The sequence below is a fragment of the Bacteroides sp. M10 genome, assembly GCF_014334015.1.
GTDB lineage: Bacteria > Bacteroidota > Bacteroidia > Bacteroidales > Bacteroidaceae > Bacteroides > Bacteroides intestinigallinarum.
The window spans coordinates 186,332-203,773 of record NZ_CP060488.1 but is presented as its reverse complement, the minus strand read 5'-3'; the positions used below and the strand labels follow the sequence as shown (position 1 = coordinate 203,773).

Annotated in this window: 10 protein-coding genes and 1 pseudogene; 5 read left to right on the top strand and 6 right to left on the bottom strand. The window is 42.5% G+C overall.

Features of this window, described 5'->3' with window-relative positions:
* Nucleotides 1–129 precede the first annotated feature (129 nt).
* The 3 genes from H8796_RS00805 to H8796_RS00795 all read left to right on the top strand — a co-directional run bounded on the left by H8796_RS00805 (nucleotide 130) and on the right by H8796_RS00795 (nucleotide 3,842).
* Entirely contained in the window at nucleotides 130–2,223 is a 2,094-nt protein-coding gene (locus tag H8796_RS00805) for a BT4734/BF3469 family protein (protein WP_117936188.1), read from the top strand.
* Between the two features lie 225 nt (nucleotides 2,224–2,448).
* Nucleotides 2,449–2,994: a methylated-DNA--[protein]-cysteine S-methyltransferase gene (locus H8796_RS00800; RefSeq protein ID WP_117936186.1), complete on the top strand. Its 546-nt coding sequence runs from the start codon at nucleotides 2,449–2,451 to the stop codon at nucleotides 2,992–2,994.
* The gene (locus tag H8796_RS00795; protein WP_117936184.1) at nucleotides 2,991–3,842 is read left to right on the top strand and encodes a methylated-DNA--[protein]-cysteine S-methyltransferase; all 852 of its coding nucleotides are present in this window, start codon (nucleotides 2,991–2,993) and stop codon (nucleotides 3,840–3,842) included. Before H8796_RS00800 ends, H8796_RS00795 begins: the two co-directional genes overlap by 4 nt.
* A 115-nt stretch (nucleotides 3,843–3,957) precedes the next feature.
* On the opposite strand, the gene H8796_RS00790 is transcribed toward H8796_RS00795, so the two are convergent.
* The 4 genes and pseudogenes from H8796_RS00790 to H8796_RS00780 all read right to left on the bottom strand — a co-directional run bounded on the left by H8796_RS00790 (nucleotide 3,958) and on the right by H8796_RS00780 (nucleotide 10,971).
* Nucleotides 3,958–4,701: a hypothetical protein gene (locus H8796_RS00790; RefSeq protein WP_117936182.1), complete on the bottom strand. Its 744-nt coding sequence runs from the start codon at nucleotides 4,699–4,701 to the stop codon at nucleotides 3,958–3,960.
* 38 nt (nucleotides 4,702–4,739) lie between these two features.
* Nucleotides 4,740–9,638, bottom strand: a complete 4,899-nt coding sequence (locus H8796_RS00785; protein WP_117971814.1) for a tetratricopeptide repeat protein — start codon at nucleotides 9,636–9,638, stop codon at nucleotides 4,740–4,742.
* A gap of 183 nt (nucleotides 9,639–9,821) precedes the next feature.
* Nucleotides 9,822–9,998, bottom strand: a pseudogene (locus H8796_RS25295) (DinB family protein); the annotation flags it as partial.
* A 4-nt stretch (nucleotides 9,999–10,002) separates the two neighbouring features.
* Complete coding sequence (locus tag H8796_RS00780; protein ID WP_117936178.1) at nucleotides 10,003–10,971, bottom strand: GlxA family transcriptional regulator; 969 nt, start codon at nucleotides 10,969–10,971, stop codon at nucleotides 10,003–10,005.
* A 141-nt stretch (nucleotides 10,972–11,112) separates the two neighbouring features.
* Between H8796_RS00780 and H8796_RS00775 the strand changes: the two genes are divergently transcribed.
* Both H8796_RS00775 and H8796_RS00770 read left to right on the top strand, forming a co-directional pair.
* The gene (locus tag H8796_RS00775; RefSeq protein WP_117936176.1) at nucleotides 11,113–11,691 is read left to right on the top strand and encodes a DJ-1/PfpI family protein; all 579 of its coding nucleotides are present in this window, start codon (nucleotides 11,113–11,115) and stop codon (nucleotides 11,689–11,691) included.
* A gap of 107 nt (nucleotides 11,692–11,798) precedes the next feature.
* Entirely contained in the window at nucleotides 11,799–12,311 is a 513-nt protein-coding gene (locus H8796_RS00770) for a GNAT family N-acetyltransferase (RefSeq protein ID WP_117936174.1), read from the top strand.
* A gap of 127 nt (nucleotides 12,312–12,438) precedes the next feature.
* Here the strand turns inward: H8796_RS00770 and H8796_RS00765 are convergent, their stop codons facing one another.
* Together H8796_RS00765 and H8796_RS00760 are read right to left on the bottom strand one after the other, a co-directional pair.
* Nucleotides 12,439–14,277 (bottom strand): RagB/SusD family nutrient uptake outer membrane protein, encoded by a 1,839-nt coding sequence (locus tag H8796_RS00765; protein ID WP_117936173.1) that lies wholly within the window; start codon nucleotides 14,275–14,277, stop codon nucleotides 12,439–12,441.
* A gap of 15 nt (nucleotides 14,278–14,292) precedes the next feature.
* Complete coding sequence (locus H8796_RS00760) at nucleotides 14,293–17,379, bottom strand: TonB-dependent receptor (protein ID WP_117971812.1); 3,087 nt, start codon at nucleotides 17,377–17,379, stop codon at nucleotides 14,293–14,295.
* Between the last annotated feature and the right edge of the window lie 63 nt (nucleotides 17,380–17,442).

Sequence of the window (17,442 nt, the reverse complement as noted above, 5' to 3'; positions counted from 1 at the left end):
TAATGAGGCAAATGCAAATGAAATACGGGTATTTATCAGATAGAATGCTTGCTTTCCGGAAGATAAAAGCGTACCTTTACAGGAATTAAATATGTAGATGTAATTGTAGAAAAAATAGACAAAAATAGGATGAAAATTACTTTAATCAGACAAGACAACGGGAGCGGAAAAGAGACTCTTAGCATTTGTGAGGCAGGCACATTATTCGACAAAATGAAAACGGAAACCAAAGCGGGGCATATCACGGCTTTGCGGGAAATTATACCGTTACTGGAAGGTACGTATGCCCGGTACGAACATATAGATAAGTTGCCATACATTTATTCTGCTGTGGAATATACCCGGACCAAAGAGGGTGAACGGAAGATGAAGCAGTATAACGGTTTGGTACAGTTGGAAGTGAGCCGGTTGGCCGGTGGGTCGGAAGCGGAATTTGTGAAACGGCAAGCGGCACTTCTGCCACAGACTTTTGCTGCTTTTTGTGGTTCCAGCGGTCGTAGTGTGAAGATATGGGTTCGTTTTGCCTTGCCGGACGATGGAGGGTTGCCATCTGAAGAGGCGGAGGCGGAACTGTTTCATGTTCATGCTTATCGGCTGGCTGTGAAATGTTATCAGCCTATGTTGCCTTTCGATATCGATTTGAAGGAACCTGTGTTGACACAGAAATGTCGTATGACGTTGGATGAGGCTCCTTATTATAATCCGGATGCAGTGCCGTTTTGTTTGGAACAGCCGCTTACGATGCCGGGAGAAGAGACTTTCCGCCAGCGGAAGCAGGAGGAGAAAAATCCGTTATTGCGATTGCAACCGGGATATGAGTCGGCACAAACGTTCACGAAGATTTATGAAGCGGCATTGAACAGGGCACTTCAGGAAATGGAGAACTGGAAACGTGGGGACGACTTGCAGTCTTTGCTGGTCCGCCTTGCCGAGCATTGTTTCAAAGCGGGTATCCCCGAAGAGGAGGCGATACGGCAGACGATGATTCATTATTATCGCGAGGAGGAAGAACAGGTGATTCGTTCGATACTCCATAATCTTTACCAGGAATGTAAGGGATTCGGCAAGAAAAGCAGCATCAGCAAAGAGCAGGAGACGGCTTTTCTGTTGGAAGAGTTTATGAAACGCCGTTATGAATTCCGTTACAATACGGTGCTGGATGATTTGGAATATCGTCAGCGTGACTCCGTTCATTTTTGCTTTAAGCCGATGGATAAACGGGTGCGCAACAGCATTGCAATCAATGCATTGAAAGAGGGAATTAGTGCGTGGGACCGTGATGTGGATCGTTTTCTGAATTCGGAATGTGTTCCTTTGTACAATCCTGTCGAAGAATATCTTTATGAGGCAGGGCGTTGGGATGGAAAGGATCGTATTCGTGCATTGGCCGGTTTGGTTCCTTGTGATAATCCGCATTGGCAGGAATTGTTTTACCGTTGGTTCCTTAGTATGGTGGCGCATTGGAGGGGAGTTGACCGGCAGCATGGTAATAGTACTTCGCCTTTGCTGGTGGGTTCGCAAGGGTATCGCAAGTCTACATTTTGTCGCATTATCCTGCCGCCGGAACTTCGTTTCGGCTATACGGACAGTATTGATTTTAAGAGTAAGCAGGAGGCGGAACGTTATCTGGGACGCTTTTTTCTGATTAATATTGATGAGTTCGATCAGATTAATGTCAGTCAGCAGGGATTCCTGAAGCATTTGTTGCAGAAGCCTGTTGCGAATTTGCGTAAGCCTTACGGTAATACGATTCGGGAAATGAGGCGTTATGCTTCTTTTATCGGAACCAGCAATCAGAAAGATTTGCTTACCGATCCCAGTGGTAGCCGCCGTTTCATTTGTATCGAGGTGACGGCTCCTATTCAAACGAACGTTACCATCAATTACAAACAGCTGTATGCTCAAGCAATGGAGGCGATTTATAAAGGGGAACGTTATTGGCTGAATGATGAAGATGAAAATATATTGAAACAGACCAACCGTGAGTTCGAACAGGCTAGTCCGTTGGAACAGTTGTTTCATTGTTATCTTAATCCGGTAGAGGAGGAAATGGAAGGCGAATGGCTGACTGCTATGCAGATTTTGAGCTATTTACAGACGAAAACACGGGATAAGTTGGCTATTAGTAAGGTGGGACAGTTTGGGCGCGCACTTCAGAAACTGAATATTCCTTGTCGTAAATCTCGTAAGGGGACGCTTTATCATTTGGTAAAGGTGGAGTAGTTTACCCTCACACTTGTAACTCCAATGAATAAAGGATTTTATAAGAATCGCAATTTTCGGGTTGTTTATCAGATATATGTGTGGTAATTTTGTGGCATTGGAAACTAAAATGGATTTGAAAGTCAAAATATGATGGATTGCTTTTTCAGTTGTAAGTACAATAAATGTATTTTTGCAGGTGTGGAAAACAAAAGCAGTGCTATCAATCCTCGAAAATAAGTTAAGATGGAAGATAAAAGGAAAGAAATAGTTGGCAATGTCATTCGGATACAGCGTTATCATTCTCCTTGTGGCGATTTGATGCTTGGCTCGTTTGAGGATCGGCTTTGTCTTTGTGACTGGGCAGTTGAAAGTCATAGGGATATTGTAGACAGGAGGTTACGGAAAGTGTTGAAAGCCTGTTATGAAGAAAGTACATCCGAGGTTATACAGGAAGCGATTAAGCAGTTGGACGAATATTTCAATGGTGAACGGACTGCGTTTGAAGTGCCTTTGCTTTTTGTAGGTACGGATTTTCAGAAAAGTGTATGGTATAAGTTGCTGGATATTCCGTACGGTTCGACTGTATCGTATGGAGAATTGGCGAAACAGCTGGATATGCCGAAGGCTGTCCGTGCGGTTGCCGCTGCTAACGGTGCGAACGCTATTTCTATTTTTGCTCCGTGTCATCGTGTTATCGGCAGTAACCACGCGCTTGTGGGGTATGCCGGCGGTCTTCCTGCTAAAAAACGGTTACTGGATTTGGAAATAAACGGCAAACCTCTGTTATGAATGAGCAAGAAACGCTTGATTATGCACGTATTGCACAGGCAATCGGGTATATAAGGGAGAATTTCAAAAGGCAACCGGGACTGGATGAGATTGCCCGGGAAGTGGCGTTGAGTACGGCACATTTCCAACGTATGTTTACGGAGTGGGCAGGGGTTAGTCCTAAGAAATTCTTGCAATATACCAGTATTGAATATGCCAAGAAAATCTTGGATGAGACTCATGCGTCTTTGTTTGATACGGCACAGGAAACGGGACTTTCCGGTACGGGCAGATTGTATGATTTGTTTGTAAATATAGAAGGCATGACACCGGGCGAGTATAAAAACGGTGGTGAAAATCTTTCTATCAATTACAGTTTTTTCAAAAGTCCTTTTGGTGAACTATTTATTGCGTCTACCAATAAAGGTATTTGTTGTCTGGAGTTTGCAGACGATCACGATGCGGCATTTCATTCCTTGTTGAAGAAGTTTCCTAATGCAACGTTTACTCCGGCTGTGGATGAGATGCAGCAAAATGCTTTATCCATCTTCACGCAGGATTGGAAGAAACATAAAGATATAAAGCTGCATTTGAAAGGTACTGACTTTCAACTAAAGGTCTGGGAAACTTTACTGAAAATCCCTGTCGCCGGATTGACTACTTATGGAGATATAGCCGCAGGTATTAATAACCCGAAGGCTTGCCGGGCTGTAGGAACGGCTGTCGGTGAGAATCCCGTAGCTTTCCTTATTCCATGCCATCGTGTCATTCGTTCTTCCGGTGAGTTGGGTAATTACCACTGGGGAGAGATTCGCAAGACTGCAATTATTGGTTGGGAGGCTGCGAAAAATGGATATTTGAATAAATAATAAGTACTGGCGGTAAGAAAAGCCGGAAACGGGATATCGGGTTCTTCTTTCATTTATAAATCCCGGCTCAAGGATGAAACCACAAGACCGGGATTTATTTGTAGTCGAATGACTATCATTCCTCTTCTTCATTTATTCCTTCATAGCACCTGATATCCGCTTCAATCATGAAATTATAAATCAGTCGGGTTTTAAACATCATTCTTTCCTGCGACAATTCTAAATTAGCAAGCGTTGCTTCGATTCTATTGCAGAATTCATTTATTCTTTCTTCTTCCAGCATCGGATACATTTCGTAAACCCGCCGGACGAAAGGTACCATCGAAGCCTGCACCTGATAAAGTAGTATTTGGGGTTCATATTGGAAATCCACTTCGTCCATCTGTTTATGCAAGTGCTCGTTTTCGTAGGCTATTTGTTGAAACTCTTCGAAACAAGGTAAAAGCTGCTCTGAGTGATGAAGCAGTAATTTTATGGTTGCAATGGCTGCAAAACCTTTTTCCAGTTCATTCCCATATTGAAAATGGTTATACAGGGAGCAAAATGATGCTTCCAGACAGAGCCGTTCAAATTCGGTGTCTTTTACCCACGGTAGATAAGTGAGCATAGGCAGGCATTCACCTAGCGTAAGCTGATCTTTACAGTCAAGTATTTTGATAAGATTACCTGGTCGGGTAAGGAATTGATACATAGTGTGCATGGCCAGGTATTTTTCCGCAAGCCGGTCCTCGTCCAATTCACGGGATGCTTCCAATTCGGACAACAGAAAATCGATATTCTCCTCCTTGTTATCTGGTTGTTGCTCTTCGGCACGTGCTATGTCTTCGTCAAGCATATTTAAAATTTCCTGAATATTCATATTACATTATTATTTTTATACCTGTTTATTATTCTTTCTTAGTTTTGGGCTTGTCTTATTGCGACAATGCGGGTATTATAAGGCTCTTGCATACTGTCGGGCAATTCCTCCAACAGTCCGTGAAGTTGGTCGATCAATTTTTCTGCCTGTTCGATGTTGCCTGTTTGAAGCATATAATCAATCAATTCAATGCCGATGGATATCCTGTACAAAAGGTCGTTGCTCTCATCTTTCAGTAGTTTCATGGCAGAATGTACCAGCTGTGTGGCATCCATTTCGCTACCGGACAAATAGAGTGCGAGAGCTTTTTGGATAGTCATAGGGGAGATTCCTGTATCGGTTTTGTCAGCTTCGTAACGATTGAAGGCGTCCAGAGCTTCCTTGATATGCCCTGTGTCAAGAAGTATCTTACCGAGAACTTTGTCAATTTCGGGCAATGTGGAAATTGACGGATCTTGCTCTATGGCATTTTCCAGCATCTGAAGAGCCTCTTGCGGGTGGCTTAATGCATTGTAACACTTGGCCAGTGGTACGATGAGATTGGGTTCGTAAGTCAGGTTGGTTTCATAGAGCGGTAGGGCTTTATGATATTGCATGGTGTCGCAGTAGGCATTTGCTATCGTTATCTCTATTTGGCTTTTTATTTCGTCGGAAGGAGGCTGTGATTCAGCCTTCTGTAACAAGTTGAGTCCCGCTGTGATTACCCTGTGCGGATTATCCAAAACGGCATCCATTGTTATTCTTCGTAAACTAATCAGGTAATAGCCATCTACGGTTATTCCACTGTTTGCAGCTATTTCTTCAAGAAAAGAGATGTACAGTTGATGTGCTGTATTGTACATGCCTAAGCCGATCGTGTAATCCATCAGAACAATTACTGCACTTTCGAGATCGATTCGGTAGTTTTGGTCATCAAACGATTCGTCTTCTTGTTTTAGATGTTCAATCGACGTACCGATTCCATTGCTTGCACTTTGGTGTGACTGTTTGTATTCTTCGTTGTCGCTGGAGAGGACATAAACAAATTCGAAGCATCGGAGGATGACTTGCCAGTATACAGTATCTTGTTTGGTTATGGCCTGCGCTATGTTGTTCAGACATGCTATTGTTTTCTTGTTGTAGAAGCCATACAAACTTAGCAAGCATCGTATTTCATGCCAGTAGCTCATTTCTGCCTGCTCGAAATTACCTCGATTCCAATTGAATTCGGCCATGTCTTTGAATACCCGTTCGGCCACAGCATCATTATCGTTTTGGATAGCGATGTCGGCAGCCATACGATAGTATTCTTCTGCTTGGTCTTCTTCCTTTTTCATTTCCATTGAATAAGCCAGATAGCGATAAATCAGGCTTCGGGCTACTGACATTTTTTCAACCCCCTTTTGGTTGCAATGATGAAGGGCACGATTGAACATGTCGACAGCTCTTTCAAAATAACCCGTCTGAAAGGCGTCTCTCCCTTGTCGGAAGGTATCGGTCAATGCCGGATCATCTATACCGATGTAGGTTGCAAATTCTTCGATTTCGGCATTTGCATTGGCTGTTTGCTTTTCATTGGGTTTGTCATTGGCTGAATCTTCTGTATTTTCATTTGCCTGTTTCAGTTGGTCAACTGTGTCCTTGTACTGTCTGGCCATCTGATCGTCGGGACCGAACAGGGCGGAGCGTATCTCCCAGGCTTTTTCAATGTGTTCGATTGCCTTGTCTATGTGTCCTAGTCTGAAACATATTGCACCGTAATTATTGTTCGCATAGGCAGCTGCTTCATCCTGACTTTTATCGCATTCTTCCAGCAAAGCAAGTGATTTTTCGAGTGCAACTGCGGCGTCTTCGAAACGATTGAAAGTGTTGTATGCTGCGGCCAGATAGGAGTATGAGGCAGCCTCTTTTTCCAGGTTATCCATATTATGCCAGGTTTCGGCTCCTTTCAGATAATAATGTTCCGAAAGCTTTTCATCATTTAGGACGAGATAGATTTTACCCAGATTGTCATACATGGTAGCAGCCAGTTTTGAGTCTGTTTGTTTTAATGTTTCGAGTAGACTGATGCACTCCAATGTTGTGTTGAGAGACAGATCAGGTTGGTTGGCCCGAAGATATATGGAGGACTGGCTGTTCAGTAGCTCGACCAGCGTCATGTCACGGTCTCCAATCTTTTGGTAAATATCTATCGCATGTCTCATATATTCGGTCGCTTTGGGATAGTTTCCACTATACATCTCAATTTCTGCAAGCGAGTGATATTCTTCTTGGGTATGCGTATTTTCATCTCCTAATATGTGCTGATATATCGTAAGGGCTTTTTCGGCATACTCTCTGGCTTGGTCAAAATCTTGTTCCATGCGGCATTCGAGTGCATAATTATGATAGGCGATGGCTACATCAATGTCATTCTCACCTTTGAGACTGACATATATGTCCTGACTTTTCAGACGATATTCCTTAGCAAGTTCTTCTTCACCAAGCAACCTGTATATACCGGCGAGATTATCGTATGCTACGGCAATATCATCATGCATGTCCGGCAGGATGGATTTGCGCATCTTAAGGACTTTTTCGAGGATCAGCTTCGCTTTTTCCAATGCGTCCTTATCGACCGGATCTTGTGATTCGCCGATACTGTGGTATGCATCAGCGATGTTACACAGGTAAGATGTTATTTTCAGGTCGTCTTCTCCGTAAGCATGGACTGCAAGTGATAATCCTTCCCTATATTCCTTTAACGCCTGGATGTATTCTTTTTTGCGAATACAGATCATACCAGCCAGATTGTGGAACGAGCAGCGTTCTTCACTGGTATCGCCGTCGGCCATCTGGTCGCACATACGGATTAGGAATTCTACCAGTTCATAGGCTGCATCCAAATCATTCAGATAAGAAATACAGATGTTGGTCAGCCGGATAACGTCTTTGCGGAACATCTGCCAATAAGCCCATTGTAGCATAACTACCATTTCAGCCTTTTCAGCCATACTTCCCATAATCTGTTCAATATAGGCTTGTGAAATTTTATATTTTGAAGCATCGGCTTGTTTTAGTGTACGCCAGTAAAGTATGAATTCATGAATGTTGTTGGTGCTAAACTGTCGGCTCATATAACCGAGTGTTGAAATGCATTCGTGGAGCTCGTCCCATTTTTCGGCGTGATAAAGTTGATAGGGGAGTTCCTCCATCTTGCGGAAGTTATTGTTTTCTTCGCGATTGAAATAGTCTATAATGTTCTGTCTTAATTGTACTTTTCTTTCGCTGTTAAGGTATTTCTGTTCAATAGCCTGTCGTATCATGTCGTGTGCAAAAACCACTCGTCCGTCCCTAATCATTAGGTGGGCCGTGTTTGCACAATAGAATTGAGACCAGTAGAGCGACGGGATGTTGCTAATTGCAATCAGTTCTGTTTCAGATAATCCATCTTTGGATAATGCTATTAGTGACAGCAAGTCTGATGTTAGCGAGGGGTAAAGTGGGGTGTTGTATATTTGCTCTTTGCGCTGTAATAGTCTGTCAAAAAACGAGTTGATGTCTGGCAGGTTAGTCATTTGGCTGATGAAGCTGGTCAGGCTGTCGAAATTTCCGAAACATCTGATTTCCTCAAGTAATGACATCAGTACCATGGTGTTGTCTGTTATGTCACTGCCTTTGAGTATCATGGTCAGTTGTTGTTCGGACAGCCGCTTGCGATAACGATCGAAAAAGTCTACAATCAGTTCCTTGCGTTGGTCGAGCAGTAAGGGGTAGACTGTTATTACAGGGTATTTCCGTTTTTTGAATACCTGCATGGTTTTATCTTCCTCGATAGTTGAAAAGATTATTTTTACATTGTCCGGGAAGTCAGGCAACCAGTTTAATAGTTTTGTTCTATGATTCCGGTCCGAAAGTTGATTGGCGCCGTCCAAAACGATTAGTAAAGGTTTTTGTCCGGCAATTAGTTGGGCCCTCAAGGCTAGTTTCTGGTAATCTATATTATCTGTATCGGTAGCATTGTGTTCGATTTGTCGGTCGTTTTCCTCCATCTGCTCAAGTCCGTATAGAGAGTCTATCTGGGTGGTTATATGCTTCGCAATATCCGTCGTGTCCAAACTCTGCGATGAGTTGGCGCTAAAGTGTGCTACCACATTCCACCGATCATCTTCGATGATATTTTTAAGCCAATAAGCCAAAAGGGCACTCTTACCCATACCGCTTTCTCCGGTAATCACCAGATGCTGGTTGGTTGTATCGTTTAGAAACTTGTCCAGATAGGAGATATAAGCTTTATTGGGTATATAATTATCCGATTTGTCATCCAGAAAGGCTTGTAGTTTCTGTCTTTCGTGTACGGCAGGATCCTCGACTTTATCTTTGGGGAAAAGGTGGTCGAGCAATGCTCTGAATTCCGATTCCACCTGTTCACCCAATTGTTCGGGGGAACAGTAATCATAGGTGTTATATCTTTTGTTATTTCTTACTGTTTCTTTTAACTGCGCCTGTCTTGGATCGGTTTCCATCGTCTTTTCATCTGCTTCCCGTATATAGAACGAGGCATAGACCGGTTCGAGCGACCGAAGTACGCCATATTGAATTTCAATTTCCGTAATACTCATTCCATGATCGAGGTCAGCGGCAAGCCATTCATATCTGTCAGGCATGGCCTGGTGTTCAATGAGTGTTTCTTTCGATGGACACCAACCGTATCTTTCTCCTAATAATCCGATGAAAAACGGGTGTGAATTCCGTATCTCGTCCAAACATATTTCCACCACTTTGCTTGATTTTGCTTCTTCTTCGGTGATTCCCCATCGCAGATCGACTTCAGTCAGTGTGACATTGCGTTCGTAGGCAATCTGTCGCAGTCTTGGAAAAACTTTGGTAACCAGCATATCTCTTTCGCTCTGCATATCTTGAAAGGTGGATGAAATAAATATCCTTATGCTTCTTGATTTCTGAAATTTGTTTCTCATAGTATATATATTAATCTAATTTCTACAAATTGTGGAATGCAACCGGGAGCTTATAAGAATCTCATTTACTGCATTTTTATATTCTGTCCTGTCATCGAATACTGAGATTTTAAATCTTGTTGCCCCTTAATACAAACATAGGGAAAAACTTTGATTTGTCATAGCAATTTTGTAAAAATGTCAAATCTTGCACTTTTCGAAATTGCACCAATAATGATCTAATTTTGCTACATCTACAGAATGAATAACTTGAATGATATGTAAATTATAAAACTTCCACAACTGGATTCAGTTAGTCCAATCTGCATTTTGATAATCTTGCAGAGCTATCCACTGGTCATTATCCTGACGATAATCGGGGGGGCTATCTCCTATAATCGGATGGTGTTACTTTTAGATGCTTTATAAATAATCTGCGCATATTGTCTATATTCATCAGACCACATTCAAGGGAAATTGTTTCTAAGGTATGTTGAGTTTCTGTGAGCAAACGACAGGCGGCTTCCAGCCTTAGTTTCTCGACATATTTAGCTGGTGTTATTCCTGTTTCTCTGGTAAACACGCGTGCAAAATTTCTTGGACTCATTAGTGCTTGTTCGGCTAAATCTTCTACTGTTATTTTTTCTTTTAAATGTTCTAACAGCCAATCTTTAATATTCTGGATTGGCTTGTGATCGCTATCCTGATGTTTTAGAGTAACGCTAAATTGTGCTTGATTACCCGGTCGCTTCAGGTAGACGACGAGTTCTCTGGCTACTTCTAAAGCCAAAGTTCGTCCGAAATCTTCTTCTATTAATGCCAAGGCTAAATCTATTCCCGAGGAAACCCCGGCTGATGTGTACACATGTCCGTCTTTAATAAAGATAGACTCGCTGTCAACATCTAAAGATGGATAGTCATTAGCCAGCTTGTGGCATAATTTCCAATGGGTAGTGACTTTTCTGTTGTCAAGGATGGATGCTTCCGCCAAAATGAAAGCCCCTGTGCAGATAGAACAGATTCTCCGTACTTGCATGGATTGTTGCTTTATCCATGATAATGTCTTGGGGCCAACCATGTCTTCAAGACTTTCGGGAATACCGGGAATGAACAGCGTGTCTATGGGGTAATTCAACGACTTGATAGAACCTTCGCATTGCAGGCAAAGCCCCGATGATGTTTTGACTATCCTGTTTTTATCTAATGATAATGTATGCAGCACATACGTAGTGTCTTTATGATAAGATTTCAGGCATTGTATGGCGAGTGAAAAGGCCTCATAGGGACCTGTAATATCGAGCAATGTTGCATTGGGTATTACAAGAAATGCGATGTGCTTATATCTTTTCTCCATATATGGTCTTTTCAATTTTTACTGTGAACAAAGATAATATAAATATGGCAGTTTTTGACGGAATAATGTCATTTCAGGCTATGATGAATATGTCTACCTTTGCAGCATTCATAAATTGTTTAATATATAACCCGATTGATTATGAAATTATTGGTATTCCTTGCTAAAGGGTTTGAAACGATTGAGTTCAGTGCTTTTATTGATGTTATGGGATGGGCAAAGACGGACTTTGATTGTAAAATCGATGTTGTTACCTGTGGCTTGAATAGAAAAGTGATTAGTTCTTTCAATGTTCCCGTTTTGGTGGATAAAGTCATAGATGAAGTATCTGCGGATGACTATGATGCGCTTGCGATACCCGGCGGATTTGAGGAATTTGGGTTTTATGAGGAAGCATATAATGAGCAACTTTTGGAATTAATACGGTTGTTTGATTCACAAAAGAAATGGATTGCAACAGTTTGTGTCGGTGCTCTACCTGTTGGGAAAAGCGGGGTCTTGAATGGCCGGAGGGCAACAACTTACCATCTTAGGGGTGCACATAAGCAGAAAGTTCTTGAGGGTTTTGGAACAACCATCGTGAATACTCCCATTGTGGTAGATGATAATATCATAACTTCTTATTGTCCTCAAACATCGTATGGAGTTGCATTGCTGTTATTGGAGAAGTTAACCTCTCATGAAGAGATGGTTTTAGTGAAAGATGCTATGGGATTTTAATGGATTGTTGTTAGGTGTTTTTTATTATACAGAAAATTATATCTTTGTATTTCAAACAACTGGAATTATGAAATTTATAGCAGAGGCTAATGTCTCACCATAAAAATATGAATATTGAGAATGATAAGATTACAATAAAGCCTTTGCGTGACGAAGATGTAGACACTTTTAGCAAATGGCTGGCTAAAGAATATATTTATAAATGGTTCTGTCCCGATGGGGAAGAGCACAAGGCGGCTTGGTTGAATGAAATAAATAATAGAAATACCCAATATCATTATATGAATCACTTCATTGTCTATTATAATGATAAAGCTATTGGTTTCTGTTTATACTTGGATTGCTATTTTGAAAAAGAATATATCCCGGAATATTATGGAAGAACTGTTGATAAAAAAGAGACAGTCTTTGAAATAGGTTACCTCATAGGTGAAGAAGAATATTTGGGTAAGGGTATTGGGGGAGTTATTGTAAAAAAACTGATTGAGAAAATTGCAGAAATAGGAGGGAAAGAGCTACTGGCTGATCCCGATGAAAAAAATATTATATCAATAAGGACATTATTGAGTAATGGATTTATAAAAGTGAAAGATAGCGATTACAGATACTGTCTTAGATAAGTACTGTGGAGAAAGAAACATTTCTTATGCTCTGAATTACTTAATCGTGAGGTTAAAACCTGAATTTATGATAATATACAGGTGTCAGGATTGACTCCATAGCACCTGTACATATTGAAATTCCTACTTAATATCCCGGATTCTGGTACTCACTGCCATTGGTGATCGTGGCTGTAAAAGTAGTTGAAATGGGACGTAACGCATAATTCGGATGGAAGAACCGGGCCAGATCCGGATGGGTATTCTCCAGATATTCCGAATTCTTAAACATTCCTGTCCGTTTCAAGTCATAGAAGCGGCAATATTCTCCGCAAAGTTCACGGCCTCTTTCGTCTAAGATATCACGCACCGTAATACTCCCTGTGAGTGGATTTGCTCCGGCACGTTCACGAACCTTGTTGATATAACCGGCTGCATTCGCACCGCCATTCAGGTAAATATCAGCTTCTGCCGCAATCAAATAAACTTCTGCCATGCGCATGATAAACGTTGCATTCAGATTACCATTTCTCTGTTTGGAAGCATTGGCTACATAATAATTACTGCTGTTATGTTTATTCAGTGACGGATAATAGTGGCGGAACTGATTTTCGTTCGTGCCGTCATTCTTGTAATTACCTGTGACGTTTGTATAGGCATAATTCATGTTCACATTATTATTGTCGTCACTATATACATGATGATAATCAATCAGCAAATAATCAGAAATATGTTCTTTTTGCTTCTCTGTAGCATAATCCATGTCCTGCGGCATGATGAATTTAATGGCTAAGTCTCCTTCATTCAGAGCTTTGCCGATGACGGCTTCTTCCTTATCATACATGTGCACGGCACTTTCATCCCACGTATAATTCTTGTTTGCGTTCCACTCTGTGGTGAACGATTCATGAAATCTGGGGTCCAATGTTCCGTCTTTCTGCACATACAAACTCAATAAATGCTGCGTGGGCATAAAGATACCAGTAATTGAACCTTCCCAGGTAAGCCGTGTCTCCTGATTGTCTTCACGTGCACCGAATTTATTGATATTACATAAGAAATACTCGTCGTTGCGATTCAACTTATAATTCCCGTTGCTTGATCCGTGTCCGTCTGCTCCTGCATACCAGCGATGCTTCCAGAGAGCTTCTTTGTTTTCCCAGTTGTTGCTCTCTTTAAACACCTCGCTATACGATGGATACATATACGTATTGTATTTCCCACCGCCAGTTTCGCAATCGGTAATCAATTTCTTGGCTGCATCCAGAGCTTCCTGCAAATATTCAGTGCTTCCATATTCGTACGTCTGCAGGCAGGCTTTAGCCAGAAAACCTAGAGCGGCTTTCTTTGTCGGGGTGGTAGTTGTTGCATGCGTACCTGTTGGCAACCATTCGGATGCAAATCTCAAATCGGGGATAATAACTTCCTGATAGATGGTCATCGGATCGGTGCGGGTGGGGGAGTAGGTCAGTGTTTCCGTTACTACGGGTTCTGTGAGCATTGTCACTGCTCCGAATTGTTCCACTGCATTGAAATAATACACAGCTCTAAGAAAACGGGCTTCCGCAATCTTTGCATTCCGTTCCTCTTCCGTGGTGTAAGGAGGCTTGTCTCCTAATGCGATAGCTTCGTTACAGGCTCCCACACCATCGTACGTCCCGTTCCACCAATTATTGGTGTAAGTCGTATTGGGCGATGTTCCTGCGAAAAACCAGAACCACTGCGTGTAACTTGTTGATTCATTGGCTTTATACGTCCAAAGATCGGTGTCACCTTCAGTCAGTGACATCCAGTCGGCAGCACCATAATAAAATCTTTCCATGGCAAAATAACACTGGTTAATCAGGGTTTCATATCCATCGATGGAAGTAGCCAAAGCCTCTTTGGTAAATGCACCTGGGTTGTACTCGTCCAAAGTGCAGGAGTGTAGAGAAAGGGCCGAGAGCAGCACACTGCAAAATATGAATTTTATATATATACTTTTCATGATTATAATTTTTAGTTAGAATGTCAAATTAACGCCAAAAACAAATTGCCGGTAGGTAGGGAATGCATCCGAACCGTTGGTTTCGGGATCAGTATCTTTCAATTGTTTGTCTTTTACAAAGATGAACGGATTGTAGGCTGTGGCATAGATGCGGCATTTCTCCATCAAAACCTTGCGTGAAATATTTGCGGGCAGTGTATATCCCAGTGTGATATTCTTAATCTTGATAAAGGAACCGTCGCGTACTCTTAATGAAGGATATACGGTTTTTTGCTCATCTGCTGTTCCGGGACGGGGGAAATAGGCTCCCTGATTATCTTCTGTCCAGTAGTCTACGCCTGCCAGCTGATTCTTGGTAACGCTCCGTTCGGCGGTATAATAGCCGAGCAGGTCACTGTTGATCGTCTGTCCGTAACGCGCCATGGCAAAGACAGATAAATCAAAATTCTTGTAGGTGAAGGAATTGTTGAATCCGATGATCCAGTCCGGATTGGAATGTCCCAGAATTTGCCGGTCTTCCGTGCTGTATTTATGTACGCCTCCGTCACCTTTCTGGTCTAAGGTCTCTATCTTGATGAAGCCGGGTTTTACGCCGTAGGCATCTAATGTCTCCTGCGGAGTATCGGTTCCCCAGATTCCGGCATACTTATATCCGTAAATGGCTTTAATCGGTTCACCGACAAACAAGTTTTCAGCAATCAGGTCACCGTCAGGTAGTTCGTCTATTTGTTCCTTGTTCCAGGTGACGGATAAAGTCGTGTTCCAGGTGAAATCCTTGTGCCGTATGTTGTGCGAAGTGATCGTTGCTTCCACACCTTGATTACTGGTCTGGGCGATGTTCTGCCAGATAGCCAGAGGCGATCCCCATCCGGTCAGACCGCTGGTAATGGGCAATGTACGTTTGAATAATAATCCTTTGGTTGTCGTCTTGAACCATTCTACCGAGCCGTCGATGCGACCGTTCAGGATACCGAAATCTAATCCTATATTCCAGTTGTATGATTTTTCCCATCCGAGGTCAGAACTACCGTAAGTACCAGAGTATTGTGTGAAAGGAACGATCTTCCCGTTAATGGAAATTCCCGAAGCGGTATATACGTATGCTTGTGTTGTGGTACTGTATGCGGTGGTTCCTCCCGAGTTACCCGTGATACCGTAGCTCACTCTCAACTTCAGGTTGTCCAGCCAACTGCGTGTCTTTTCCATAAATGCCTCGTCCGATATTCTCCACGCCAGTGCGCCTGCGGGGAAAGCATCCCATTTATGTCCGGTAGAGAATTGTGAAACACCATCCCAGCGGGTAGAGAAATTAAACAGGTATTTGCCCTTGTACGAATAGTTCAGACGGAAGGCAAAAGACATTTTCTGTGTCTGTGCGAAGTCGGATTCCACATGTTGGGAAGTACCCGATGTTAGTCGCCAGAAAGACCATTGATCTACCATCTGACCGCTGGCGGCAGCCATGCTACTTTCCGACTGGTTCTTATTCCAGGAAGTAATCAGTGAACCTCCCAGATTATGGTCTTTGGCGATGGTTGTGTTGTAAGCGAGAATATTCTCCCAAGTGTAATTCCAGGCATTGTTGTTCGTGATGGAAGCATGCGGCGAACCTGCATAAGACGGACGGTTGGCATTACACTTCTCTCCCCAGTATTGCCCGCGGCGTGAGTGATTCAAAGTACCATTTACACGACTGGTAAAAGTCAGGTCTTTGACGGGAGTTAGTTCGACATAGCCACTCATGTTCAGGTAGGTGGAACGGGTGTTGTCTACATACTGATTCTCTATGAAATCACTCATCGGGGAATATTGGCCCGTGATGTATTCGTGATTGATCTCCCCTTCTTCGGTATAAGCATCACCCAGCGGGATGGCGGAGAGAGATTTGGTGAATGTATTTTTTACACCGGAGTTCAAGTCACGGTAGACTAAATTGGAAGTAAAGCCCACCTTTGCCCACGAAAATATCTGCTGATCCAAGTTGAGGCGTAACGAATATCTGTTCAGATTCTCGTTACTAAGTAAACCTTCCTCCCGGTTGTAGGAAGTCGAAGCAAATAATTTTGTCTTTTCAGTGCCGCTACTGACCGAAAGACTGTATTTCTGTGTGGTAGCCGTGTTGCCCGACACTTCATCTATCCAGTCTATCCATTTGCCGTTATTGTATGCATCTATAAAATCCTGTTTCCCCAGTAGGGCGGACATATCGGTGGGATAGTCACCGTTTTTATATTTATAGGCTTCCCGTTGATAGGTGACCCATTCATCCCGTGTCATCCCATGTCTGTAGTTGGGTGAACCGCTGAATCCGTAATAAGCATCGAAGTTTACGGTAGCTTTTCCCTCTTTTCCTCTTTTGGTAGTGATGATGACAACGCCGTTTGCTCCTGCGGAACCATAAATGGCGGTGGAAGAAGCATCTTTCAATACATCTACACTCTCGATGTCTGACGGGCTGACCTGGCTATAGCTGCCGGGGATTCCATCGATAATAAACAATGGTTCGTTACTGCCATAGATGGATCGTGAGCCACGTAACAGGATAGTGACATCACCTCCTACCTGTCCCGAAGTTTTGGTGATATCCATTCCGGGTATCTTACCTTGAAGGGCTTCCATCACATTATTGGTAGGAGCGGCTAGTACTTCCGCACTCTTGACGGAGGTTACCGCACCCGTCAAATCTCGTTTTTTGACCGATCCGTATCCTACCACCACTACTTCATCAATCAGTCTGGCGTCTTCCGTCAGTATGATTTCTACCTTGTTCTTGTTGCGTGTATTGACTTCCTGTTCCGTGTATCCCATATAAGATACCTTTAATATTGCATTGGGTGCTACGCGCAGTGTGAACAGTCCGTCTACATTCGTAATCGTCCCGTTACTGGTACCTTTTTCAACGATATTCGCTCCGATAATAGTCTCTCCTTGAGAGTTTTTCACTATACCAGAGATCGTTCTGCTCTGTTGGCAATAAGCCCGTGTTGATCCAAGTATCAATAATGAATCTATTAATAGGAATAATAGGTAAAAATTCATTTTATAAACAGTCTTTAGGGGATTATTCCACCCTATGTTTGTTTTATCAGAAAATGATTTCATGCTTTTTGTTTAATTGTATGTTTACTAATTTGTTTTTGGATAGCTAAATTTTCGGACAATTTA